Here is a 25,867-nt window from a genome sequence, read left to right on the forward strand (position 1 = left end):
CAGTTTGTAACCAGATGAAATTATTTTCCGCCAATCTTTGCTGGGGATTTTATTATCAGTTGCTATTCGTTGTAGCAGTTATTAATCGTCATAAAGACCGATCAATCCTGCGCAATCAGACCCAACCTAACCGCCTCAAAAACGGCACCAGCCATCGTTGAAACCCCTAATTTTGCCTTGATTAATTTACAATAAGATTTAACCGTAGATTCCGTTAACCGTGCATAATCAGCCGCCTGCTGCTGAGTCATAGAGTACTTCCCCATCGCCTCCAAAATAGCCAGCTGCTTATTCGTTAAGCTATGCGTCTCTTTGATATCATCTATAGGCAGAAAATCAGACTGATTTAACAGTTCAAAAACAATATTTAGCAGGCTGGTTATCTTTGCCCGACGATCCAGTACCAAACGTTTAAAGTCTTCGGGTTTGGTCGCTTCAGAAACAATAGAAAAAATCATTTTTTTGTCGGGCCGGTACTGGAAAGGGCTGCAAAAAGAGTCATAGAAACTGTAATCCGCCATTAGATTATAGGATTGCATGGTCGTTTCAAATTGACTTAGCCTAACCGGGCTGATTGAAATATATTCATAAATATCTGAATAGTACATGGGCGCCGAAGACAAACTGATGCATTCATTAGCCAAATCACCCCGACCCAACTCCTCAGCCACATAGGTAGCCAACAGGGTCTTTGGCATTGTTGACAAAATACACTTCAAATCCAGGTCATTACCAACAACGGTAATATCAAAATTTGAAAAATCCAAATCAGACATGATTTTTTGAGTGACTTGAGTAAAAGATTTTGGTGTTCTCGCCATCCTTAATACATGTAGCGACTCTTCCTTGAACGATTTTAACTCTTTGGAGATACTATCCATGACAATATAAAACCTTTTTATTCCTTACCCCTAATTACCAATCATCAGTGTTAGACTTCCTCTCTAACATGTATCCTTTTTACTGCGCTCCCAATACCCAGCAGTCACCTATACCTATAGTAGCAGTAGCTACAACCACAACCACAACCACAACCACAACCACAACCACAACAGTAGTCACAACGACAGGCTATAACCAAGACCATTAGCCATAGAAAAAATAAACAATGATTCAGGACGAAAATTTACAAAAAAGGGAAAAAACCAAAGCAAAAAAGTAAAGAGGCGTAGTTGACTTTCAATACCCGCCACTAAAACCTGTCGTTAATAACACTCAAATAAATCCCTTATTTTCTTGCATTAACCTGCTCTTCACAGAAGAAACAGTTGGCAGGATACTAAACCAGTCCATCTAACAGAACAATAACGGCACAATCATTAATTCAATCTGGCTTAACTATTTAAACCTTTTAATCCAGGGTACTTATAAGCAAAAAAGATTGTACCCACCGCTAACTGAGCAGTAATGCCAGATAGAAAGACAGGTTGATTTAGCGCCCAACAAAAAGGCGTATTGGGTCAGGGGGAGCAGAGCCGCCCAACGGGAATAAACTTAAGCTGAAGTATGCAAGCCGCACTCGCGGCCATCTTCCACTTTGGTAGGGTCGAAATAGTGACGACAGCTGGGCAGCTCATTATTGTCCATATAATCTTGCACCTGCTCTTCACTCCAATAGAAAAACGGCGCTACCTTTAAAATACCGCGGTTATCAATAGAGAGGATATCCAGGCTTTTTCTAAACTCCGTCTCTTCGCGACGAATACCGCTAACCCATACTTCAGGCTGCAAATCATCCAGTGCTTTTTGAAAAGGCTCCAGCTTTACCTGACGAGTAAATTCTTCATGCACTTCCGGGTCATCATCCGGATGCGGAATACCACCCATAATGGCGTTGCGACGCTCGGCGGTCCACTGGGGGATATAAATCTGCATATTGGGCTGAAGCTTATCCATAATGACTTCCGCCACCCGGTAGGTATCGGGGACGTTATACCCACTATCAACCCACACCACTGGAATCGTATTATCTGCTTCAACAATCACATTTAGCATGGCCGCAGCATTGGGAGCAAAACTGGTGGTGGCAATAACTGTCTTACCCAAGCCAGTAGCCCAGCGCACAATCTCCACAGGCGATAAGTCCTTTAATTGCTGATTTAATGTATCCAGATCCAAACTCATGCGATTCACAGTGTCTTAGGGTTAATTCAAAAACTGACCATTCAGGCCTTTTGTGCCCAAACAGGGTCGGCGACTATACTGCAAAGTGCCAATAAAATCCAATAAACCCAATAAAATCAGTTAGTTATAAGTTATCGAGCTAAGCTTATAACAAAAAGTTTTTTTATAATGTATTTAATTAAGGCACTCAGCACAGCCACCTTACTGACTGATATTGTCTTTTACCTGAGCCAACAGCTCTGTAGCCCGCTCAATATCTGCGGCCTTTAATCTTCCGGCAGCGGTTTTAGCCCAATCCAATTCCCTTTCCCTGAGGCTAACCAGTGCCCTCTCCCCTTTGGTGGTTAGTTGGATAAGTCTGGCGCGCTTATGACCCGGGTTATCCACCAGGCTAATAAAGCCTTTTTGCTCCAGAGCAGACACAAAACGCTGCACGGTCTGTGGCTTTAACTGCATTCTGCGGGCAAGGTCAGAGGCGGTTAAGGCCTTTTCAGCCGATGACACAATGCCCAGCACGCCCCAGCGTGAACTGGTTAGATCAAGGTCTTTGGTTAATTGATCACCCTGAAGTTGCAGCCTTTGGGATAGCTGTAAGGTCTCAACAATCAAGCCAAGTAGTAATTCCGCACGGTTAGTCTCTGCCACAGTCAATCCTTATTATTGAAAGCCGCCATCAAGGCCCAGGGATATTAGGAGAGTATAACGCCGGAATAGTAAATTTGCAGCATGCTGCAATATTTGACAGCATGCTGCAATATTGGCACACTCCCTTATATCACCCAATTACCCATAAAGAGGTAGCTATGTCTTTTACGCCGAATTTAATCCGCCAGTATATGGCGCCAAACTCTGATGCTTCATCTGCGGGCGGGCCTGGCGGCCACAGCGGTCACTCGTTGGATTTCACCATTCCAAAAGATAACCTCTATGCTTTTGGCAAACTCTGGTTTAGCTTTGATGACAAACCCTGTATTGCCGCTTTTCACGGTTTAAACTTTGGCATGGTGGGCGACCAGCGGCTAAAACCTCTATTTGGCTACACCGGTTTTGGTATGTTCCAATCCAAGCTGCTAGACAATGGCAATGTGCGTATTCGCGGTAAAGAGGTAGGGTATTTTAATGACCCTATCACCGGCGATATTTTAGAAACCTGGGACAATCCATACACCGGCGAAACGGTGGAAGTGTTTAACTTTCTCAACGATGCTATTCGCGGTGAACTGACACCTGAAATGCCGAAGTTCCAGTTTGGCGATGCGGATGATGCCCCCACCCTAATGAATGAAGGCACGATCAAAACCCGAGAAGATGGCTCAGCACCTTTTATTTTGCCTTGGGAACGCTACGGGGATAATGTCATGCTGGCCTGGGACTATACCCACCGCTATAAAAACCCGGTGACCAAAGATAAATGGCCCAAAGCCCATACCGGCACCTATATTAATCCTTCTGAGCATTTTACCTTTCAGACCAATTATGACCGACTGGCAGACCGCTCTATCCCCTCGGCGGATTTTGCCTGTGGCTTCTCACGTATGTCACCCTGGTGGCCCTGGATGAAAATGGGCGGCAGCGGTGTTGAAGGGATGATCTTTGGCCGCATGAATTCCCATAAGAGCAATCAGGGCTTAACGGATGTGCCACCCAAAGTATTGGCCTATACCGAAAAGCATCACCCTGAATATTTAGAAGCCCCCGATGATTGGGATGATGGCTTCCCTAAAGGCACTTGGGAGTCTTATGCGGAGCATGTACCGCCTGAAGTCTAATCGGCTTTATTGGCAGGAGCCCCACTCGGGCTCCTGTAAAACCACTTCAACCGTTTGTCAGGTATCTGTTTAAATAAATGTGCAAACAATATTATCACCAACAAACTAAACGCCAACCTCCCCCATAATATGGTCGTTAGATCCGCCCCCAGTAAAAGAATTAACAGAGTATCTTCAATCAGGCTGTGACATAAACCTAAAAAGGCCATGGTCATAAAAATATCTTTGCCGCCAATACTGCCGGAGCGAGCCTCTCTAATCAGCAAACCACCGCCAAAGGATAGTCCCAGCGTTAAGCCAACTAACATAATATTACTGGCTTTTACCCCTATACCCAGAGCCCTGAGAAAAGGCTCAAGCACTAGATGAATCAAACGCTCAATACCTAACAGGCGTAGAATACGAATCAGTAAGGTCAAACCTGCAATAATAAGTAGTGCGGCTAACAGGGTTTGGCCCTGCGTTAATAACCAGCCTGCCCAACTGGAATCCGCTATCTCCGGCTGCCATAACAGCGGTGCCGGGGTTTGCAATAAGGAAAAATAATTGTAGATGCCATTTAGAACCAACCCAAGCAGCAAAGCGCCACCAATCCTCAACAGCAAGGTAAACCACAAGCTCACTCCGGTCGCCCGGGCAATAGCCACTTCAACCGGTAAGGAGTGGGCAATTAACATCATTGAACCAATCACACTAACCTGTGCAACAGTGACTTGCTCACCCAGACCCAACTGATAAAACACCGCCATACCGGTGTAGATATTACCAACCATTGTGGCCATCCAGACCAAACCCATTTCACCGGGTAAACCTACCAATACCATAAGCGGTTGAATCAGTAGGCCCAAGTCATCAATCCAACCGGCGATCTCCACCAGACGAACCACCAATAAAACCGGCACCATAATTTTGACCAGACTCCAGAAAATCAACCACACTTCCGCCAACCAATCGATCAGGCTGGCTTTAAATGGTTGGCGCTTAATACTGGTCATTCAGGTTTTTTCCGCGGTGGCATAGTATCGTGCAGCGGCATCTCCCCCACCTCTTGGTACCAACAAGCTCTGGAACCATAAAAAATATTCTGGAAAGGGTTTATACCAGGGTCATCATCTAAAGTTCCAGCAGGAATAATCAGGGCTTTGCCACTTTTGGATAACCATGGCATTGAAGAGCCGCATTGCTGGCAAAAGGCCGTAGCAAAATACCGGGTATCGGCGGGTTCAAAGCGCCCAACAAACTCTTCACCGGCAAGCCAACTAAACTGCTCGGGGCCAACAAATAAGTTAGACGCATGGGCACTGCCGGTAAATTTTTGGCAACGGCTGCAATGGCAGTATTGAAAGATGCCAAGGTTGCCGGTAATTTGATAGCGCGCTTTACCACACAGGCAGCTCCCGCCGACAGACTGATGCTCCATTTTCAAATCTCCTGAATCAATACAAGGCGCTCTTGTATTAGCCTTGATGCAAAAAGAAAAAAAGCCCCATACTCACCACAATAGTGATCAAGGTATTACGGGTAAGCCAGGCCAAAGCAGCGGCCAATAGACCACAGAGCAGATAGTAATTATCCAGACTGATAGCCAAACTATTATCTTGAATAAAAACGATGGGCGCAAAAATAGCCGTGAGTACCGCAGGCATAGAATAACTTAAAAACTGCAACATTTTTGGCCCCAGACGCAAAGGCAGTTTGGGCTCCAAAAATAGATAACGGCTGCTAAACACCAATAAGGCCATCAGCAAGATCATTAACCAGATCATCGTTGCCCTCCCCAAAGCACAGCAGAAAGATAACCAGCGGCCATCCCCAATAGCGCAGCAATGACCAGACCAGCTTCAATACCTAACAAAGCACAGATAATGGCTGTGACCAGAGAGGTCAATACACAGATAACAACGGACCGGTCTTTAATCGCTGGGATAACCAGAGCAATAAACGTAGCGGCCATCGCAAAGTCTAACCCCACTCGTCAAGGTTAGGAATAGACTGCCCCGCTACAATCCCCAGTAAAGTCGCAGTGTTCCAACCCACATAAAACGTTAGCCCACCACCGAGCGCTTGCCAGCGATTAAATGCTTTGGGCGGCCCTTGAGGAGTAATTGCAAAGAGTTCATCCGTAAGTAAAAAACCCAAAACTAAGCGCCACCTTAACGGTAACAGGCTAATAGAGCTTCTCATCGACATACTATAAAGCAGATGCCTTGACGTAATTAAGGCGGCGGTAATTAATAGGCTGAGCAAACCGGCCCCGGCACTGAGCATCCCCAATACCGCCAACTGCACTGCCCCACCAAAAATAATGGCGGACATAGCCTGGCTTTCCAGCGGTGATAGACCTACCTCCAGCGCATAAGAGCCCGCTAATATCCCCCAGGGAATGACTGACAGGGTTAACGGGAAAACAATGATAGCTCCACGCAAAAAAGCCTGAACGTTGTTGGTTTTATTGAGCTGGTTGATCTTTGAATCCCGTCGTTGTGATCGGCCGAATAATGAGACTAAGGCCAAATTTAAATGAAGTAAACACCCAGCACTATCATTCCCGAAAAGGCGCCCGGCAGCCCAAGAAAACACTTCACCGTAGGGTGGATTATAATCCACCGATTATGCCTACTGCTGAATGGGTTTGGTGGATTATAATCCACCCTACAATTCAGACCGCCACTTAAACCTTGAAGTCTCTATATTCGCTTACGATGGTATAGCTATAGAATAATTTCTGTCACTACCAATAGAGCTGGTATATTAACCGCCTTTTTAAGAAATAATTATCTCTTGCTATATATGACATTCAAGCAGTCAAAAACCCCACCTTAAAGATAAACTTAATTTGAGATTAATGACGGCCTTTAAATATCAATTAGCCTGCACCCAATAATTGCCGCCATACCCGTCGTTTAATCACCTTCTCCGTTTCCGTATCGACTATCATAATACCTTCATCCCGCTCATCCAGCCTGGCTAATACCCGCCCCTTACGATCCCAAACCTTTGATTGGCCAGCATAGTTATAGTCATCGGATTCACCCACAAAATTCGAGCTCATCACCAACATACCATAAGTTTGTGCTATCTCTTTAAGTCGTTTATCACAGCGCTCAACACACTCTGGCTCATGCATAACACTGGCCATATAAATTTCTGCACCGTTGCTATAGGCCTTTTCTGCATGCTCAGCAACAGATAGTTCATAGCAGATAGCCAGGGCAATCCTGACCTTTTCGACTAACAGGTCCGGCTTGCCGTAGCCGGGCACAAAGTATTCGGTTTCACTGGCATGCAGGTGTTTTTTACCATAAGCAAGCCTTGGTCGATCGGGTCTAAACAGAATCATACCAATACAGATTCCTTCGTCGATTTTAAGCGGCATACCAGCACAGATAGTAATGCCGTTGTCATCGCTAAGACCTTGTAAGTCATCAAACTGACGATCTTCTTTGTAGACAGCCAGCGACGAAGCCAGCGTAGGTTCATAACCTGTGAGTGAAAGTTCAGGAAAGACGATTAACTCTACCTCGTGGTTAATCGCCATCTCAACCAAATCGATATGAGCTTGAATATTTTTTCTAACATCGCCTTTAACTGGCTTTGTTTGAGCCATACATAGTTTCATATAATATTACCCGCCATCCAGGGGATGCCCCTCATCCTGAAAGGCGATTTATACTGTTATCTATAGTAGCAGGCTGGTAGGTAATCGCGTAGTTATCTAAATGTAAAGCCTGGATGGATGTGTGAATCAGCTTGCAGGTGTTGCCGCTATGATTAGACGCTTTGTGCGGGGGAAACCCCAGCCGTGAATTTAAAAAATTATTTCAAGCGGTCATTCACACCTTACAATAATCCCCCTGCTCAGCTCTACCCCCGGCATCACAGCTATGTTTTCTTTCAAGGGTTTTAATGAGGGCTAGCCCGTAGGGTGGATTGTAATCCACCGGTTATGACGGATTTCTGGTTGGGTTTGGTGGATTTTAATCCACCCTACAATAATTCCCCTGCCCGGTTCTGCCCTTGGCATCACGGTTATGTTTTATTTCAAGGGTTTTAGTGAGGGCTAGCCCGTAGGGTGGATTGTAATCCACCGGTTATGACGGATTTCTGGTTGGGTTTGGTGGATTGTAATCCACCCTACAATAATTCCCCTGCCCGGTTCTGCCCTTGGCATCACGGTTATGTTTTATTTCAAGGGTTTTAGTGAGGGCTAGCCCGTAGGGTGGATTGTAATCCACCGGTTATGACGGATTTCTGGTTGGGTTTGGTGGATTTTAATCCACCCTACAATAATTCCCCTGCCCGGTTCTGCCCTTGGCATCACGGTTATGTTTTATTTCAAGGGTTTTAGTGAGGGCTAGCCCGTAGGGTGGATTGTAATCCACCGGTTATGACGGATTTCTGGTTGGGTTTGGTGGATTGTAATCCACCCTACAATAATTCCCCTGCCCGGTTCTGCCCTTGGCATCACGGTTATGTTTTATTTCAAGGGTTTTAATGAGGGCTAGCCCGTAGGGTGGATTGTAATCCACCGGTTATGACGGATTTCTGGTTGGGTTTGGTGGATTTTAATCCACCCTACAATAATTCCCCTGCCCGGTTCTGCCCTTGGCATCACGGTTATGTTTTATTTCAAGGGTTTTAGTGAGGGCTAGCCCGTAGGGTGGATTGTAATCCACCGGTTATGACGGGTTTCTGGTTGGGTCTGGTGGATTGTAATCCACCCTACAATGCTTGAACTTGAAGTCCTCGCTGACTCAATTACCTACCTTTAAGCCGCTTATGCCTAAGACTATACGACACCACAAACAGATATCTACACGGACCCTGCTTCTTCGCGTTAGCTTAGTCACCAAACACATTGGTTTGGTTACGGCCACTTTCTTTGGATTTATAGAGGGCCTTGTCGGCATTGACCATCCAGTCCGTTGGAAACTTGGTGTGTTCATCCAGTACAGCGATACCCAGGCTGATGGTAAAGTTAACCGATTCACCCTGAGAGTGGACGGTCGTTTCCGCAATGGCTTTACGCAGCCGTTCGCAATAGATTTTGGCGCCTTCTACGTCAGTCTCCGGTAATAGCACTACAAACTCTTCACCACCATAACGGCCGCAGATATCGACATCTCTGGAATTATCTAAAAACAATTTGGACACGGTGCGGATGGCATCATCTCCCACCTGATGGCCATAGGTATCGTTGATATTTTTAAAATGGTCGATATCAAAGATGACCAGCGAGGTTTGTTTGTCACTGCGCTGATTACGCTTAAACTCGTCAATCATCCGCTCTTCCCAATAACCGCGGTTCCATAAAGCGGTTAACTTATCGGTGCGGCTGAGACGTAATAATTCATCTTTGGCGGTTTCCAGCTTGCCACGGTTAACCGCGTTGTCAGTAACGTCATAAACAACAATACCCACCTTCTCCACTTGATCTGAGGCTGAACGCAGCGGAATAAAGGTGGTGTTCTGGTACATCATCTGGGTTTCATAATGGATTGGCAGTTTCAGAGCAAAATCAAAGACATTATCCCGCTGCTCCCAAGTGGTATAGACCGAAATCCCTAATTCAAACACCGTATTCACCCGGCGCTTAAACCATTCATCTTCCAAATAGGGGAACAAATCAAAGATACTGGTTTCGATGGCATCTTCAGGACCAATATTGCTATGCACCTGCATAAATCGATTATAGATTTCAATATTGAAATTTTTATCGATAACGACAATACCAATATCAGTACTCTGGATAATATCCAGCAACCAATGTAGATCCTGAAAATTCGGTGCTTCCATAAATCGTTTAGTGATTCCTAATCAAGTAAGTAGTTCACCTGCCGGAACAGGGACGCCAAAGATCCTTCATGAAACAATATAATTAAGTCGCAGGTAATGCTGTAATCTTCAAAGGCGTAGTTCAGCTCAATAGCCAGCGTTTGATTCCAGGGAAAGTCTGAGTTGCTAAGAATATCACTTAAGGCGGTATGCTGGCCCAATAAGATAGGGTGTTTTAACAGCACACTGATATCGAGCTGAGAACAGATACCGTGAATACATGAACCATTCAGTAAAGACGCCATTTCCAATACCAGCTCAACCTGCTGGTGGTCATCGCCCACTGAGGCCTGGTAACCCATTAACTGGGATAACTCCGTCATACTGGCATCAGTAAAAATCAGCAGCGCCTCACCGCTAATGCCACTACCAAAAAACGGCTGGGTAACTGCGGTGACCCGCTCGCTGCCTTCAATAGCACTTAGGGCCATGCTGACATCAACAGCATCTAACAGATGGACACTGGGGATAGGGATATTCACGAAGGTGGAGAAGCTACGGGCGATCTTGTCAGCAGCCTCGCCGACTGCAACATTGGTCACCTCTTGAATTCCATCTCTAATATCTTCGTTGAAATCAGTATTCGACATTCACTACACGCTCAGGGATGGTTTTACGGATGAACCGAGCCAACTGTATACCCTTGTTGCAACTCCTCTGCTGTAGGTTTGGATCGTCAGTAGGTCATTTATTGAACAACGACTCCAGATAGACAACCTGGTTGTTCTTATTAGCTAGCATTAAACTCTTACCACATCAGGATAGTGTAGACCAGTCTGGCTAAGTCTCCATCGCTGAGACTTAATAATGTGGTGGTTTTTCATCCAGCTGAGCACCACCCATTTCTTCAGTCATTAACTCCAGCTGGGACTTCTGGCTTTTACTCAGCTCATGCAGGTTTTCGATCTGTTGCTGCTGCCTGGTGACAATATCATTTAAGGCCTGCAAAGTGTCCTCCTGAAAGGCCACCTGGGTTTGCAGGTCAAATAGCTGCTCTTTAAGTTGTTCTAGCTCTGTAGGGCTGGTCACTGGCATCAATACCTTTAAAAAGACGATGAATTATTTGGTGAGGGGCTTGGGGGCCATTATAATCGGCTGGCCTTAAAACTAAAGCGTATAGATTAAGGCTCAACCATCTTATTGAGAACAGGACTCCCCCATGAACCGAGTGGTCTACTCCACCGATCAGGGCAGGCATTGCCCCGACTGCAGCAACCCCATTGACAACTGCCAGTGTAAACAGCCATCAGCAGCCCCTACTGGCGATGGTATTGTCCGCTTGCAGCTTGAAACCAAGGGCCGCAAAGGCAAGGGCGTGACATTGGTTACCGGCCTGCCGTTAGCCGGTGCTGAACTGAAAAAACTGGCCAAGGAGCTTAAGCAGCGCTGTAGCACGGGTGGCGCCATCAAAGACGGGGTAATAGAAATCCAGGGAGACCAGAGAAAAATTCTGGAACAGACCTTGCAGGCCAAAGGCTATACCGTCAAATTCAGTGGCGGTTAATTGGCACCCCCTTTAACTATGTATGACCTGACGATCTGACTATGGATAACTTCGATATTATCGGCACCGGCTTTATTTTTATTCTGGGTGGCATCTTTGGTGCTGCGGCGGTGTTTTATACCCTCAAGGATAAACTGCAACAGCAGCAACAGGCCATGTCGATGCGCCGCATCGGGCTGCTAGAGCAAGTTGCCCAGCATGTTGGCAAGGTCAGCCATGTGTTTAGCAAGTATGCCTCTCTGGTTGCCGAGATTGGCCCCAAGGTTGAACGCATGTCCGCCAAACAAGAGCGCGAATTAGATAGCCTGAGTGAAGAGCTGGTAGCGGTCTATGAGGAAATTTCTATTGCGGAATCCAAACTGTTATTACTGGGCGAGCAAAAGCTGGAAAAGGCCATGAAACTCTATACCGCCAAAATGGCTCAATACCGCAAGCAGGTATACCCAGGGCGTTATACCAAGGTGGATGATGCCAAGCAGCTTAAAACAGAAGTCTCCCAGATGCGCGAACAGTTTTACGATGTACTTAGCCAGCGCTATGATCAGAAATCTGGCAGCTAAGCCCCCCATCATACCTAATTAAGTAGGGTGGATTATAATCCACCGGGCATAACGCGCTGCTGACTCGGCTTGGTGGATTATCATCCACCCTACGGGATGACTAATCTTAATTTGATATGCATTAGGGCTATTTAAGCCTCAGGTTGTTAATAGCTCAAAAATCTAACAATCCGACTTATTACCAGCACGGTGCTCTGCAAAGCTTCTACACTTAAAGACAAGTAGTAGAAAAGGAGCCAAACTCATGCAAAGCCAAAAAATCAATATCGATGAGATATTGGCCCGAGCGGCCACTCAGCATATTACCGCCGATGAACTGGATCTGTTAGTCGCCAAAACCCGGGAATTAAGTCAGGTTAGGGAACGTGAACTAAAGCACTTACAGTCATTATTGTTTGAACTGGAGTTACAGCTAGACGACTATCAGCATTAATTATTCTCTGCGGCTTGGCGCTCCCCCTGAGTAGCCACCCAATCCTTTTGTTTTAAATCCCAACTACGCGCCCAATATAAAAAGGGCGTATCAACTAACGCGATAATTATTTTTAAAACATATTTGGCTAAAGCCAATTGCATGGCGGTGGTAAAATCAACCACCCCCCACCATACCACCACACCATAAATCACAGTATCAACCGCTTGAGATAACATGGTGGACACGTTATTGCGCAACCATAAATGCCGGCCCTGAGTTTTCTCTTTGATCAGATGAAAAATCCACACATCAAAGCGCTGACTAATTAAATACGCCAACAAAGAACCGAGAATAAACCGCGGGGTAAAATCAAATAAGGCGGCGGTGGCCTGATGAATGGTTAAGGCAAACTCAGCGGTGTTTGGATTGCTTGAAGGCAAATACATTAAGCTAATACTGGTCATCACGATAATCATAATGCTGACCACAAAACCAATCATTACCGCGCGATTAGCTTCGCGCTTGCCATAGCGCTCGCTTAATAAGTCGGTGGCAAAATAAATACTGGAGTAAAGGATAACCCCCATACTGGTTTGCAAACCGAAAATTTGCGTGAGTTTTGGGCCTTGCAGATTGGCGAGTAACAGGCTGATAATAATGCTCGCATATAAGCCCTGCCGCCCGAACAGGCGGTAGAGTAAAATAGCAAAGCCAAGGTCTACAACAATGGTAGTAAACCAAAGCAGCTCTTGTTGCTGGGCGAAAAAATCTGCGAACAGCTCTGTTAGCATTGTATTCTTCTGATGATTTCACTCCCACCGCGGGACACGGTGGGTGGATTATAATCCACCGATAATGACAGATTCCTCGCTGGGCCGGGTGGATTATAATCCACCCTACAATGGCCGGCTCTCACTGGCTGAAACGCCGACGCTACAATAAGCCTGGTTGTATTTAGGAGCTTATGCACCTGCGCGGGAATAACTCAGAGCCGTGGTTAGACTTCAACCATCTCAAAATCAGACTTACCAATACCGCAATCCGGACACTCCCAATCCTCGGGCACATCTTCCCATTTGGTACCCGGCGCAATATCATCATCCGGCACCCCGGCTTCTTCATCATAGATATAGCCGCAGATGACACATTCCCACTTTTTAAAATCGCTCATAGCAGAATCACTCCTGATTCGAATAGTTAGACTTAAAACTGATCATCCGCTAAAGCCATAGTCATAGCACTACCCGATTCGGCCATTTTTACATGGGCATCAGCTCTGGGCATAATTTGCTCAGCGTAAAATCTGGCGGTAATAATTTTAGCACTGTAAAAGCTTTCATCTTCAGCCAGCTTAGCGGTGGCGATAACGGCACCCTTGGCCAATAACCAGCCACCAATCACGGTACCAGCGGCCATCATAAAGTTAACGGCCACTGCACCTGGCAATTGCGGGTTATCCATATGGTGCTCGATCACCCAATTAGCGACCTGCTGTAATGAGTCAGCGCCCTGCGCGAGAGAGCTGGCAATAGTGGCCATCTCATCACCCAGTGCAGCGACTTCCGCCTGAGTAGCACGGATTTCATCAATCAAGCGGTTAAACTCCTGACCTTGATCACGAATTAGTTTACGGCCAATTAAATCATTGGCCTGAATACCGGTGGTCCCTTCATAGATAGTGGTAATACGAGCATCACGCAGATACTGCGCTGCGCCGGTTTCTTCAACAAAGCCCATACCGCCGTGAATTTGCACACCCAGTGAAGTGATTTCCTGAGAGATTTCAGTCGACCAGCCTTTGGCAATAGGCGTTAGCAACTCACCACGGGCGTTAGCCAGTCTGCGCTGCTCTTCATCGGTACCGTGGTGGGCCATATCAAAAGAAGAAGAAGCCACATAACACACAGCTCGGGAAGCTTCTGTCATTGAACGCATCACCATCAACATACGACGAATATCCGGGTGACGGATAATCGTGCCCTTCTCTTTATCGCCTGCAGCTTTACCCTGTACACGGTCATTGGCATAGGCCACGGCATGCTGATAGGCACGGTCAGACATAGCCACACCCTGAGCGCCTACATTTAAACGAGCATGGTTCATCATGGTAAACATATAGGCCAGGCCTTTGTTTTCTTCGCCCACCAAATAACCCACAGCGCCGCCGTTATCACCAAAGCTCATAACACAGGTTGGGCTGGCATGGATGCCCAGCTTATGCTCTACCGAAACCGCATACGCATCATTGCGCTCACCTAAGGAGCCATCGTCATTGACTAAAAACTTGGGCACTACAAATAGCGAAATACCTTTAACACCTTCCGGCGCATCCGGGGTACGTGCCAATACCAGGTGCACCACGTTGTCGGTCATCTGGTGGTCACCCCAGGTAATAAATATCTTGGTGCCGCTAATCAGATAGTGGTCGCCTTCGGGGATAGCTTTGGAGCGAACCACTGCCAGATCAGAACCCGCCTGTGGCTCCGTCAGGTTCATGGTGCCAGTCCATTCACCGGAGACCATTTTTTCCAGATAGATGGCTTTTAGAGCATCGCTGGCATGGGACTCAATGGCGCCGATAGCACCCTGGCCCAACATCGGGCACAAACCAAAACTGATATTGGCTGCATTCCACATTTCCATCGTGGCCATACCCACACTTTCCGGTAAACCCATACCACCAAACTCCGGGTTACAGGGCAAGGCGACCCAACCACCCTCAACAAACTGCTGATAGGCTTCGGCAAAACCGGCGGTTTCCTGCACCGCATTATCAACGCACTTGGCACCCTCGTTATCACCGACGCTATTTAACGGTGCCAATACACCACTGGCAAACTTACCTGCCTCTTCAAGAACTGCGTCCACCACATCTTCGCTGGAATCTTCAAAGCGCGGCAATTCACACACCTGAGATAGACCCGCTAACTCGTTAAGTACAAAACTGATTTCTTTAACGGGGGCAATGTAATCTGACATAGCTATTGTTCTCCAAACTGTCTTACGGGTTAAAACTTTTTCCGCACTGTTAAGCGGGGAATCGATAATCTTTATACTGCTCGCGCAAATCTTTTTTACTGAGTTTACCAGTGGCGGTATGGGCCAATTCTTCAACAAATAAACAATCGTCTGGAATCCACCATGTCGCTACTTTGCCTTTAAACCAGGCCAGCATCTCTTCTTTACTCAGCTCTGCATCCGCTTGCTTAATTACTAACAACAAGGGGCGCTCGGTCCACTTTTCGTGGTACATGCCAATCACTGCTGCCTCAACCACCGCGGGGTGATCAACAGCCGTATTTTCCAAATCGATGGAGCTAATCCACTCACCACCGGATTTAATAACATCTTTACTACGGTCAGTAATTTGCATCATGCCCGACGGATCAATGGTCGCCACATCACCGGTATCAAACCAGCCGTCGGCATCATGGGCATCGCTATCCGGCATTTTAAAATAGCTATCGCAAATCCAGGGACCGCGCACTTTTAATGAACCGAAGGCTACACCATCCCAGGGTAAGTCCTGATTCTGTTCATCGGTGATTTTCATTTCAACACCGTAAATACATCGGCCTGCTTTGACTCGTAACCGGGCAAACTCTTCTTCACCCAAAGCTTCACGGTCCAAAAACGGGTTATAGGTACCCAGCGGGCTCATTTCTGTCATACCCCAGGCGACATGGGTATAAACACCGTAGCTGTCAAAATCTTCCATAATAGAAACCGGGCAAGCAGCACCACCGACGATAATCCGCTTTAGCGGCTCGACGGTTTTACCCGATTCCTTAAGATAATTAATTAGCGCCAACCAAATCGTCGGCACACCGGCTGAAATCGTGACATGTTCTTCATTGATCAATGTCGTCAGCGCTTCACCGTCAATCATCTTGGGGCCGGGGAAAACAATCTTGGTGCCGCTCATGATGGCACCGTAGGGAACGCCCCAGGCATTCACATGAAACATGGGCACAATCGGCATGACAGCATCGTCGGTACCCAAGCCCATAACATCGCCTAAATTACCGGCAAAAGCATGCAATACGGTGGAGCGGTGATTGTATAGAACTCCCTTCGGATTGCCAGTAGTACCCGAGGTATAACACAGCCCAGAGGCATCTAATTCATTGATTTCCGGCCAATTAAAGACATCTGTCTCGGCCGCTAAAAGCGTCTCATAGCAGTAGACATTTTCCATCGAAGTGTCCGGCATATGGGCTTCGTCGGTCAGTACAATAATGCCCTTTACGCTGCTTAGGCGATCTTTTAGGTTCTCAAGCAACGGTAAAAAGAAAATATCGGTAAATACAAATTGGTCTTCGGCGTGGTTAATAATGTAGTCAATCTGTTCCGGGAACAGACGGGGGTTCATGGTATGGCAAATCATGCCTGAGCAGCTAATGGCGTAATACAATTCAAGATGGCGATGATCGTTCCAGGCCAGAGTACCAATACAGTCACCGGGCTTGGCACCTAACCTGGCGAGCACATTGGCTAGCTGGCGGGTACGCTTAAAAGCATCGGCAAAGGTATAACGAAACAGCGGGTTATCCATGGTGACAGATACAATCTCTGTATCGCCGTGCACCTTCTCGCCAAACGACATTAACGAAGTAATAGTTAACGGCGAATTCATCATCTGACCAATCATACTTAAGCTCCAGAATATAGGTGACCGGTCCAGGCTGCGACCAGTGATATTGTTATGGTGTAGCGTCAATTAAAGCAAAATTATCAACGAAGTCTATTTTACCTGCTTAATAGCCGTGTTAGGTATGACGCTATGTACCAACCGGACATACCAAATGCACCAATTGGCTACACATCCAGCCATTATTACTCCACAATAGGCCAAGCTAAGCCTATGAATAAAAAGCCATTTAGCGGATTGTATCGCTAACCATCAATCAACAACCCCGGCGGATATGGACTCAAACACCCAACAAAGCAATACCACCGACCTTGTACTGGTTGGCGGCGGCCATAGTCACCTGGCGGTGATCAAACAACTGGGGATGAACCCGGTGGCAGGCCTGCGGGTTACGGTTATCAGCAAAGACAGCCATACCCCCTACTCTGGCATGATGCCCGGTTTAGTCGCCGGGCATTACCAGCATGATGAAGCCCATATTGACCTGCGACGGCTATGCCAATTTGCTCAGGTTCGCTTCTTTCAATCAGAAGTCACGCATATCGATCTGGACCAGCAGCAGGTGCATTGTCAGGGCCGCAGCCCGGTTCGCTATGACTGGCTCTCTATCAATATTGGCTCACAACCGGCCATCGATAGCATTCCCGGTGCCCACAGCTGCGGTATTGCCGTTAAACCCATCGACCGGTTTTTAAGCCACTGGCAACAGACAGTCCCCCAACTAAGCCCCGCGTCCAAAGTCGCCATTGTTGGCGGTGGCGCAGCCAGCGCTGAAGTCGCACTGGCCTGCCAGTATCAGTGGCAACAGTGCAATGGCAGCGATAATAGCCCTGAGTTTACCCTTTACTGTGGAAGCGATGAGATATTGCCAAGCCATAACCGTCGTACCCGCAAGACAATGACCGCCCTTCTTAAGCAACGCGGCATCACCTTAAAGGTTCAACACAAAGTCACTGGCGCTGAACAAAGCGATGGCCACTATCAACTTCACTTTGACAAGACCGAGAGCCAGACAGCGGATGAAATCATTTGGGCCATTCATGCTGGCAGCCCGCAATGGCCGCAAAAAACCGGACTCGCCTGCGACGCACAGGGGTTTATCAGTGTTAACTCATACCTGCAAAGCCCCTCACACCCCAATGTATTTGCAGCGGGAGATATTGCCGACTTTAGCCAACAACCACTGGCCAAAAGCGGTGTCTATGCGGTTCGGGCCGGCAAGCATTTAAGCAATAATCTGCGTCGCTCGGTGATGGGTCAGGCACTACTGCCCTATCGCCCGCAGCGGCAATTTCTCAGTCTGTTAATGACCGGTGATAAACAAGCCATAGCCTCAAGAGGCCCCTTTAGTGTTACCGGGAAATGGCTATGGCGCTGGAAAGATAAAATAGACCGCGCCTTTATGGATCAATACCAGCAACTACCCACTGCAACAGCAGCAACAGCAACAGCACACGATGAATCCACTATGCGCTGCGGTGGCTGCGGCGCCAAAGTCGGCCATCAAATTCTTCATCGCGTAATGGCACAACTCAATATCACGGATAGCCCTGACACCCCCATAGGCCTTAACGCCCCCGACGATGCCGCAGTGATGACACCACCGGCCAATAAGCAATGGCTGCAAACGGTTGATTATTTCCGCGCCTTTATTGATGACCCGTATTTACTGGGCCGTATAGCCACCAACCATTGCCTCAGTGATATTTACGCCATGGGCGCCACCCCCCATTCCGCTCTGGCGATAGCGACAATACCCTATGCTAGCGAAACCTTAGTGGAAGACACCTTGCTGCAATTAATGAGCGGCGCTGTCGACAGCCTGAATCAACAAAATACGGCATTGATTGGCGGCCATAGCAGCGAAGGCGCTGAACTGGGTTTTGGTTTATCGGTTAATGGGATTGCCGACCCAGGGCGACTCTTAACCAAGGGTAATCTTCAATCAGGCCAGGCGCTTATCCTGACAAAACCGTTAGGAACAGGCACTTTACTGGCCGCCAATATGCAGGGCCAGGCGGAGGGTCGCTGGATTGATCAGGCGATCCAACATATGCTCATTAGCAATCAGCAAGCAGCCGATATTATTTACCAGCATGGCGCCACCGCCTGTACCGATATCACCGGCTTTGGCTTATTGGGTCATTTACTGGAAATGCTAAAACCCACTAACTGTGGTGCCAGCCTTGAACTTCATCAATTACCCGTATTAAATGGCGCCGCTGAATGTGCGCGCAATGGCTGGTTAAGCTCACTGCACCCGGACAATGTCAAAGCCGAACAGTGGCTAAGCCATGCTGAAGCGTTTAAACAACATAGCCATTACCCGCTGCTATTTGATCCACAAACCGCAGGGGGTTTGTTAGCCGCCATAAATACCGAGCAGTCTGAGCCTTGCCTGCAAGCACTACAGCAAAGTGATTGCCCCGATGCTGCAATCATTGGCTATATCGATAACAGTAACCTAATCACCTTAACATCCACTACTACAAGCCTGGGAAAAAATGATTAAGCAACTCTTTAAACAACTCTCTAAAACATCTTTGGCCCTCATACTGTGCAGTACCGTCGCCGCAGAACCTTTTGTGTTTACCGCTATACCTGATGCGGACGAAACACGATTAAATGCCCGCTTTTCCAAAGTCGCTGATTACCTCGAGCAACAACTGGGCGTGGAAGTAAACTATATTCCGGTAAAATCCTATGCTGCCGCTGTCAGCGCGTTTAGAAACGACCAGGTACAACTGGCATGGTTTGGCGGTTTAACCGGTGTTCAGGCACGCCGTTTAACGCCCGGGTCAGAAGCTATCGCCCAAGGGGCAGAAGACCCCAAATTTAGAAGTTATTTTATTGCCCATCACAGCACTGGGCTCAATAACGGTGAGCAACTGAGTGAAAAAATTAAAGGAATGAGCTTTAGCTTTGGCTCAAAAAGCTCTACCTCTGGCCGACTCATGCCGGAATTTTATTTACAGCAGCAATTTCAACAAACACCTGAGCAACTGTTTAGCCGTGTTGGCTTTTCTGGCAACCACTCACGCACTATCGCACTGGTACAAAGCGGTAGTTATCAACTGGGGGCCTTAAATTATCAAGTTTGGTTAAAAGAATTAGCCGAGGGAAAAATCGATCTGGATAAAGTCAGCATTATTTGGACTACCCCCGACTATACCGATTATCAATGGACCGTTAGAGGGGATGTCGATCAACGCTGGGGCGCAGGTTTTAAAGAAAAAATTACTAAAGCACTACTGGATATGAAAGATCCGGCGCTACTTAACGCCTTTCCCCGAAAAGCGTTTATACCGGCTAGCAATGCTGATTATCAAGCTATTGAAGATACCGCCCGCGACATTGGCTTACTGGACTAAGCCATGAGCCCGCAAGCCCAACCCTTAATTCGACTGGAAAACGCTGAAGTCTTTTATCAGCAACAGCGAGTATTGGATGAGGTAACGCTAGAACTACATCAGGGCGAAAGGATTGCCTTGTTGGGTAAAAGTGGCGCGGGTAAATCAACACTGCTTAAACTGATCTACCAACACCTCAGCCATACCGACCATCGCGTAGGCTGGGTGCCACAGCAGTTAGGTCTGGTAGATAAACTATCCGTGTTTCACAATATCTACATGGGGCAACTGGACCAGCGTTCACGTACCTATAACCTGATCAATATACTCTGGCCACGCCCTAAAGAAGTGGCCGCCATTAGCCAACTGTTAGAGCGCTTTAATCTGGAAGAAACACTTTTCAAAACCGTTGAGCAGTTATCGGGGGGGCAACAACAGCGGGTGGCTATTGCTCGGGCTATTTATAGCCAGGCGGATATTATTCTTGCTGATGAACCGGCTTCAAGCCTGGATAAAGCCAATGCCGACAATGTGATATCCGCCTTATTACACTACAGCCAGAGCTGTGTTATTGCCCTGCACAATACCGAACAGGCGCTGGCCTTTGCCGATAGAGTCATCGGTATCCAACAGGGAAAAATCGTGGTTAACGACCACCCTGACAATCTAAGCCCTGCCCAACTAGCACCGCTCTACGATCATGACTAGCGCACCGCGCTATCAGCTACCCATGGGCATTCGCAGCTTTCTGCTGCTACTGGCCGTCGCTCTATTCTGTACGTTATTTGCCGATATTGAGATTAGCAACCGCAACCCCTGGCAAGAATTCGCAGCAATGGCGGGCGGTTTTTTTCAGCCGACACTATTGCCTGTCGATGAACTGATTACTGCCATTGCCCAAACCTTTAGCTACGCTTTTTTGGCGGTCTGCACCGCCGCATTCGCTGGCTTTGTTGTCAGCTTATTTTTTAACCAAGTATGGCTGCGTTCTCTATGTGCCGCCATTCGCTCAGTGCATGAATTATTTTGGGGGCTGCTATTTATTCAGCTGATTGGTATTCATCCGCTGGCGGGATACTTTGCCATCGCCCTGCCCTATACCGGCATCTTTGCCAAAGTGTTTGCGGAAATTTTAGAAGAGCATCAGTCCAAAGCTGTCACCTTGCAAAACACTGATCGTATTAGCCGTTTTTTTTATGGGCAGTGGCCACAGGTATTCCCGCATTTTCGCAGTTATAGTTTATACCGTCTGGAGTGCGGCTTGCGCTCCAGTACGGTATTGGGCTTTATTGGCCTACCCACTCTGGGTTTTCATTTGGAAACTGCTTTTATGCAGGGGCTGTATAGCCAGGCCGCAGGCATATTATTTATTTTCTATCTCATGATTGCCACGTTGCGCTGGTGGATGCGGGCCAAACTACTGCCGGTGTATTTTGCCCTGGCATTATGGTCGCTACTGCACGGGAGCGATCACAGCTTACAGCTCTCCTTAGCCACACACTTTTTTACCGACATCACACCACTGCCCATTAGAAACGGCGAGGCAATACTGCCATGGCTAAGCCACTTGACCACTCATGAAATATTACCCGGTATTGGCAATACACTGCTGGTCACCCAAATCGCTTTAATACTGACAGCACTGGTCGCCCTTAGCCTATTCCCCTTTAGCTCCAAACAATTTTTTGCGCTACCGATGCGTGTTAGCAGCCACCTGGCTTTGGTTATTCTGCGCTCGACACCTGAACTGGTTATCGCCTTCGCCTTATTATTATTGTTAGGCCCCTCCATGCTGCCTGCCATTATTGCACTGGCGATTCATAACGGCGCAATTATCGCCAACCTGATTAGCCGCCACAGCGATCAAATTACTTTGCGACTGGATGCCAGCAGAGGTTTTGCGCGCTATAGCTTTGAGATATTGCCGCGTATCTACGGACAGTTTCTGGCATTTCTCTGCTACCGCTGGGAAGTGATATTACGAGAGAGCGCCATTCTTGGCATACTCGGCGTGCATACATTAGGGTTTTACATTGATAGCGCTTTTGAAAGTTTTCGACTGGATGTTGCCGTGATTCTTATTGCGGTCAGCGCGCTGTTAAATATTCTGGTGGATCATGGCTCTCGACAATTACGCCACCGCCTACACTTACGCAGCACCCCGGAAGCGCTAATCCCACTAAGCACCGTCATTCCCGCGAGGACGGAACCAATGCCTTAAATAAGGCCAAGCCTATTATAGCCTCGGCGCTTGAAACCTGTAGTAGATTTCAGGACTTAACTGACGACGAACATTGTAGGGTGGATTACAATCCACCAAGCCCAGCCATAAGTTAGCAGTTACAGGTGGATTATAATCCACCCTACGGTCTCGCGGGAATGACACACCGCTATAAGCTAATAGCAATAAACTATTGAACGAATAGTCATTTATAAGTTCTTATTTCTGCTTTTAGGCCCTATCATTTCGGCAGCTATCAAATAAACAGCACTGGAGAATACTGTGAGCACAACGCAATACGACTTTGACTTATTAATTATTGGGGCCGGCTCAGGCGGCGTTAGAGCCAGCCGTATGGCAGCCTCCTTTGGTGCCAAAGTAGCGGTAATTGAAGACCGCTATATGGGCGGCACCTGCGTCAATGTGGGCTGCGTTCCCAAAAAGCTCTATGTCTATGCCTCCGAATATCGCAACGCCTTTAAAGACGCCCAGGGTTTTGGCTGGAGCACAAGCGCCCCCAGTTTTGACTGGCCCACATTGCGCGATAATAAAATTGAAGAAATTTCCCGTTTAAATGGTGTCTACGACACTATGTTAGGCGGTGCCGGTGTAGAGGTCATTAACGGCCGTGGTCGCTTTGTCGACAACCATACTGTGGCCGTTAACGAGCAGCAATACACCGCCGAACGCATTATGATTGCCACCGGTACCTGGCCCTATATTCCCGAATTCCCGGGTAGCGAATATGCCATTAGCTCCAATGAAGTATTTGACCTGGCCGAATTCCCCAAGCGGATGCTGGTGGTGGGCGGCGGTTATATTGCCGTTGAGTTTGCCGGTATTTTTAATGGCCTTGGGGCACAAACCACTCAGCTTTATCGCGGCCCCTTATTCCTGCGGGGCTTTGATGAAGATATTCGCGAATTTGCCGCCAAAGAAATTGCCGCCTCCGGGGTCGACCTGCGCTTTAACAGCAATATTGCCGCTATCGAAAAACAAAGCGATGGCAGCTTAAAAGCCCTGTTAGAAGATGGCAGCACTATAGAAACCGACGCCATTCTCTATGCCACTGGCCGCAAACCTCATCTGCAAGACCTCGGTTTTGACCATGTTAATGTGGCGCTTAACGATAATGGCACCATTAAAATTGGCGATAATTTCCAAACCAGCGAACCTAACATTTATGCTCTGGGGGATATTACTGGCGGCATGGAACTGACACCGGTTGCGTTGGCAGAGGGTATGGCTTTTGCCAAAACACTCTATAACAATGAACCAACAACTGTGGATTACGACACCATTCCCACCGCGGTTTTTTGTCAGCCTAATATTGGAACCTGTGGCCTATCGGAACAACAAGCCCGCGAACACTATTCAGACATCACGGTTTACGATTCTAATTTCCGTGCAATGAAGCATACCATTGGCGGAAGAATGGAACGAACGTACATGAAATTGATTGTTGAAACAAAAACTGACCGGGTAGTCGGCATTCATATGGTGGGCGAAGACGCAGGAGAAATCATTCAGGGCATGGCTGTGGCAATGAAAGCCGGCGCCACTAAAGCCACGTTTGATAGCACGATTGGTATCCACCCAACCGCCGCTGAAGAGTTTGTAACCATGAGAACTTCCAGAACTTAATAATTATGTTAGGGGGCATAAAATAGGTTTTTTTACTGGCAACTATGAGGTATTGTTCGTTTTATGCCTGCTACGCATTTGTCGAGATGGAGTTTTACAAATTGCTTACATGTAAGTAGATGGCATTTAATAACGAATAATTAATCATAGGGACTGTAAGCATGGACATAGAAAAAAACCTGGAATTTTCTCAACAAAAGGAAATTTATCTGGAGTTTACTCAACAACTTCTACGTTGTTCCAAAAACTTCGAACAAGAAATCAGCCACCGTTTTAGAAAATACTTTAATCAAAGCTTTACTCGCTTTGATTTATTGTCACAACTCGATAAAGGTGAATCTGATTGGCAAGCTATTGGTAAAGTAGCAAACCAATTATTAGCGTCTAACGGCAATATCACCAAGCTAGTGGAACGCATGGTCGCTGAAGACCTACTGGAGAGGCGCAGCAATTTAAAAGATCGTCGCATGACTGAAATCAGTATGAGCCCAAAAGGCAAACAACTGTATAGAGAAATGGCTGACGCTCACGCTGACTGGACCCAAAGTTTAATGGACCGCCGGCTACCAGAAACGGAAGTGCATCAACTTAACTCGCTATTAAGTAAAGCCAACGCCAATTAACTATTCCAGCGCCGTTGCAGTATTAAAACGGCGCCGATAGTCTCTGGGAGATAATTGGCAGTAACGCTTAAACAAACGGCGAAAAGCACTTTCGTCGTTATATCCGCAACGCTGAACTATTTCCCCAAACCCTAACTGCGTCGTTTCCAATAAGACTTTGCATTTTTCTATGCGCAATTTTTGGGTAAAGGCTTGCGGGGTTTCGCCCAAAGCATATTGAAAGCGACGAATTAAAGTACGGGGGCTTACCGCTAAGTTGTGCGCGACCTCATTGATTTTAAAGTCGCGGGATAAATTCGCCCGAATCCATCCCTCAGCTTGCTTGACCACCTCATCATCACTATCGATTAAAGACAGTATTCTATAGGGTGCCTGTGAGCGACGCTGGTTATCTATCATCATATATTTGGCGGTCAGGCGGGCAAAATGTTTACCCGCATAGCGCTCAAGAATGGATAGACAAACATCCTGATAAGCAGTGGTACCTGCACCGCAGACTCTATTGCCCGCCACGGTGCAAATAGCGTCAGCATCTAACGCCACCTGCGGATAACGCTGGGCAAAATAGTCGGACAACCACCAGGAAGTCGTGGCCGCAACGCCGTTTAACAAACCGGCTTCAGCCAATACAAAGCTACCGCTACAACTGGTGGCAATGGTCGATTGCCTGGGTCCGTTTTCCCTAAACCAGGGGATATAAGGCTGCACATCGGCCATCACAGCATCCAACTCTCCATGGGTGCTGACATTAAAGGCGGCGAGAAATAAGATATCTTGCGGGTCAATATCCTCCACGCTGCCGGCTACTGAGATCGAATAACCATTGGAGCAGCATACCGGCTCACCGTCAGCGGATAGCACCCGGCAATCAAACAAGGGCTCTGCCGCCCCATTAATTCGCTCGGCAATTAAGTTGGCCACCTTAAAGATATCAATCACACCCATAACGGCTGCACCCGAACTTTGCGGCAATGCAAATACACTGATCTGTTTAGTCATCTAACCCACCTTGATACATGGCTTTCACCAGATAGCTATAACTGTAGCCTTAAAGGCTGGATTTGGCCAAAAAAACATAAAAAGAGCTATATACGACAAATCATCAAGAATGACCTATATAACAGTATAAGTGTTATTTTGGACAATCAAGAACCCAAAGGAGGATGGTAAA

The 25,867-nt window shown here is 47.2% G+C and carries 27 protein-coding genes; 10 read left to right on the plus strand and 17 right to left on the minus strand.

All coding sequences use genetic code 11. The annotated features are described in order from the left end of the window. Positions 1–101 precede the first annotated feature (101 nt). The 3 genes from BST96_RS19950 to BST96_RS19960 all read right to left on the minus strand — a co-directional run bounded on the left by BST96_RS19950 (position 102) and on the right by BST96_RS19960 (position 2,769). Positions 102–881: a helix-turn-helix transcriptional regulator gene (locus BST96_RS19950; protein ID WP_085760377.1), complete on the minus strand. Its 780-nt coding sequence runs from the start codon at positions 879–881 to the stop codon at positions 102–104. Positions 882–1,494: 613 nt separating this feature from the next. Continuing rightward, positions 1,495–2,124, minus strand: a complete 630-nt coding sequence (locus BST96_RS19955) for a phosphoadenosine phosphosulfate reductase domain-containing protein (RefSeq protein ID WP_085760378.1) — start codon at positions 2,122–2,124, stop codon at positions 1,495–1,497. A gap of 201 nt (positions 2,125–2,325) precedes the next feature. Beyond that, a complete protein-coding gene (locus tag BST96_RS19960) occupies positions 2,326–2,769 on the minus strand; it encodes a MarR family winged helix-turn-helix transcriptional regulator (protein WP_169714051.1) in 444 nt (147 codons plus the stop codon). Positions 2,770–2,927: 158 nt separating this feature from the next. Between BST96_RS19960 and BST96_RS19965 the strand changes: the two genes are divergently transcribed. Continuing rightward, the gene (locus tag BST96_RS19965; protein WP_169714052.1) at positions 2,928–3,893 is read left to right on the plus strand and encodes a DUF1838 family protein; all 966 of its coding nucleotides are present in this window, start codon (positions 2,928–2,930) and stop codon (positions 3,891–3,893) included. Here the strand turns inward: BST96_RS19965 and BST96_RS19970 are convergent. From BST96_RS19970 to BST96_RS20005, 9 genes are all read right to left on the minus strand, one after another. After that, positions 3,890–4,888 (minus strand): hypothetical protein, encoded by a 999-nt coding sequence (locus BST96_RS19970; RefSeq protein ID WP_085760381.1) that lies wholly within the window; start codon positions 4,886–4,888, stop codon positions 3,890–3,892. The two genes, BST96_RS19965 and BST96_RS19970, sit on opposite strands and share 4 nt — an antisense overlap. Further along, entirely contained in the window at positions 4,885–5,313 is a 429-nt protein-coding gene (locus tag BST96_RS19975; RefSeq protein WP_085760382.1) for a GFA family protein, read from the minus strand. The genes BST96_RS19970 and BST96_RS19975 overlap by 4 nt, the downstream gene beginning before the upstream one ends. A gap of 37 nt (positions 5,314–5,350) precedes the next feature. Next, positions 5,351–5,659, minus strand: a complete 309-nt coding sequence (locus BST96_RS19980; RefSeq protein ID WP_085760383.1) for an AzlD domain-containing protein — start codon at positions 5,657–5,659, stop codon at positions 5,351–5,353. Beyond that, the gene (locus BST96_RS20815; RefSeq protein WP_206045369.1) at positions 5,656–5,847 is read right to left on the minus strand and encodes a hypothetical protein; all 192 of its coding nucleotides are present in this window, start codon (positions 5,845–5,847) and stop codon (positions 5,656–5,658) included. The genes BST96_RS19980 and BST96_RS20815 overlap by 4 nt, the downstream gene beginning before the upstream one ends. Before the next feature lie 8 nt (positions 5,848–5,855). Next, on the minus strand, positions 5,856–6,320 hold the full coding sequence (locus BST96_RS19985) for an AzlC family ABC transporter permease (RefSeq protein WP_206045370.1): 465 nt from the start codon (positions 6,318–6,320) through the stop codon (positions 5,856–5,858). Between the two features lie 439 nt (positions 6,321–6,759). Beyond that, a complete protein-coding gene (locus tag BST96_RS19990) occupies positions 6,760–7,500 on the minus strand; it encodes a carbon-nitrogen hydrolase family protein (protein ID WP_169714053.1) in 741 nt (246 codons plus the stop codon). 1,235 nt (positions 7,501–8,735) lie between these two features. Beyond that, positions 8,736–9,689, minus strand: coding sequence for a sensor domain-containing diguanylate cyclase (locus BST96_RS19995; protein ID WP_085760385.1), 954 nt, complete (start codon positions 9,687–9,689; stop codon positions 8,736–8,738). Between the two features lie 17 nt (positions 9,690–9,706). Then, positions 9,707–10,318, minus strand: coding sequence for a hypothetical protein (locus tag BST96_RS20000; protein WP_085760386.1), 612 nt, complete (start codon positions 10,316–10,318; stop codon positions 9,707–9,709). Positions 10,319–10,529: 211 nt separating this feature from the next. Further along, entirely contained in the window at positions 10,530–10,757 is a 228-nt protein-coding gene (locus BST96_RS20005) for a SlyX family protein (RefSeq protein ID WP_169714054.1), read from the minus strand. Positions 10,758–10,887: 130 nt separating this feature from the next. On the opposite strand from BST96_RS20005, the gene BST96_RS20010 reads away from it, so the two are divergent. The 3 genes from BST96_RS20010 to BST96_RS20020 all read left to right on the plus strand — a co-directional run bounded on the left by BST96_RS20010 (position 10,888) and on the right by BST96_RS20020 (position 12,225). Beyond that, positions 10,888–11,232, plus strand: a complete 345-nt coding sequence (locus tag BST96_RS20010) for a translation initiation factor Sui1 (RefSeq protein ID WP_085760388.1) — start codon at positions 10,888–10,890, stop codon at positions 11,230–11,232. Between the two features lie 41 nt (positions 11,233–11,273). Then, positions 11,274–11,792, plus strand: coding sequence for a hypothetical protein (locus BST96_RS20015; RefSeq protein WP_085760389.1), 519 nt, complete (start codon positions 11,274–11,276; stop codon positions 11,790–11,792). Positions 11,793–12,036: 244 nt separating this feature from the next. Next, on the plus strand, positions 12,037–12,225 hold the full coding sequence (locus tag BST96_RS20020; protein WP_085760390.1) for a hypothetical protein: 189 nt from the start codon (positions 12,037–12,039) through the stop codon (positions 12,223–12,225). Here the strand turns inward: BST96_RS20020 and BST96_RS20025 are convergent. From BST96_RS20025 to BST96_RS20040, 4 genes are all read right to left on the minus strand, one after another. Next, a complete protein-coding gene (locus BST96_RS20025) occupies positions 12,222–12,998 on the minus strand; it encodes a queuosine precursor transporter (protein ID WP_085760391.1) in 777 nt (258 codons plus the stop codon). The two genes, BST96_RS20020 and BST96_RS20025, sit on opposite strands and share 4 nt — an antisense overlap. A 206-nt stretch (positions 12,999–13,204) precedes the next feature. Beyond that, on the minus strand, positions 13,205–13,378 hold the full coding sequence (locus BST96_RS20030; RefSeq protein WP_085760392.1) for a rubredoxin: 174 nt from the start codon (positions 13,376–13,378) through the stop codon (positions 13,205–13,207). Between the two features lie 32 nt (positions 13,379–13,410). Continuing rightward, positions 13,411–15,186 carry an acyl-CoA dehydrogenase gene (locus BST96_RS20035; RefSeq protein WP_085760393.1) on the minus strand — a complete coding sequence of 592 codons (1,776 nt, stop codon included), beginning with the start codon at positions 15,184–15,186 and terminating at the stop codon, positions 13,411–13,413. Between the two features lie 49 nt (positions 15,187–15,235). Next, the gene (locus tag BST96_RS20040; protein WP_085760394.1) at positions 15,236–16,858 is read right to left on the minus strand and encodes a long-chain-fatty-acid--CoA ligase; all 1,623 of its coding nucleotides are present in this window, start codon (positions 16,856–16,858) and stop codon (positions 15,236–15,238) included. A gap of 274 nt (positions 16,859–17,132) precedes the next feature. On the opposite strand from BST96_RS20040, the gene selD reads away from it, so the two are divergent. The 6 genes from selD (at position 17,133) to BST96_RS20070 (ending at position 24,696) form a co-directional block, all read left to right on the plus strand. Further along, positions 17,133–19,370, plus strand: a complete 2,238-nt coding sequence (selD, locus tag BST96_RS20045; RefSeq protein ID WP_085760395.1) for a selenide, water dikinase SelD — start codon at positions 17,133–17,135, stop codon at positions 19,368–19,370. Then, positions 19,363–20,229 carry a putative selenate ABC transporter substrate-binding protein gene (locus tag BST96_RS20050; protein WP_085760396.1) on the plus strand — a complete coding sequence of 289 codons (867 nt, stop codon included), beginning with the start codon at positions 19,363–19,365 and terminating at the stop codon, positions 20,227–20,229. Before selD ends, BST96_RS20050 begins: the two co-directional genes overlap by 8 nt. A 3-nt stretch (positions 20,230–20,232) precedes the next feature. Further along, complete coding sequence (locus BST96_RS20055; RefSeq protein ID WP_085760397.1) at positions 20,233–20,916, plus strand: phosphonate ABC transporter ATP-binding protein; 684 nt, start codon at positions 20,233–20,235, stop codon at positions 20,914–20,916. Next, positions 20,909–22,429, plus strand: coding sequence for a PhnE/PtxC family ABC transporter permease (locus BST96_RS20060; protein WP_085760398.1), 1,521 nt, complete (start codon positions 20,909–20,911; stop codon positions 22,427–22,429). Before BST96_RS20055 ends, BST96_RS20060 begins: the two co-directional genes overlap by 8 nt. Before the next feature lie 282 nt (positions 22,430–22,711). Then, a complete protein-coding gene (gene gorA, locus BST96_RS20065; protein ID WP_157118025.1) occupies positions 22,712–24,073 on the plus strand; it encodes a glutathione-disulfide reductase in 1,362 nt (453 codons plus the stop codon). A gap of 161 nt (positions 24,074–24,234) precedes the next feature. Beyond that, entirely contained in the window at positions 24,235–24,696 is a 462-nt protein-coding gene (locus BST96_RS20070; protein ID WP_085760400.1) for a MarR family winged helix-turn-helix transcriptional regulator, read from the plus strand. Here BST96_RS20070 and BST96_RS20075 read toward each other — a convergent pair whose 3' ends face one another. After that, the gene (locus BST96_RS20075; protein ID WP_085760401.1) at positions 24,697–25,695 is read right to left on the minus strand and encodes a GlxA family transcriptional regulator; all 999 of its coding nucleotides are present in this window, start codon (positions 25,693–25,695) and stop codon (positions 24,697–24,699) included. Between the last annotated feature and the right edge of the window lie 172 nt (positions 25,696–25,867).

Origin of the sequence: Oceanicoccus sagamiensis (assembly GCF_002117105.1) — a bacterium.
Lineage (GTDB): Bacteria > Pseudomonadota > Gammaproteobacteria > Pseudomonadales > Dasaniaceae > Oceanicoccus > Oceanicoccus sagamiensis.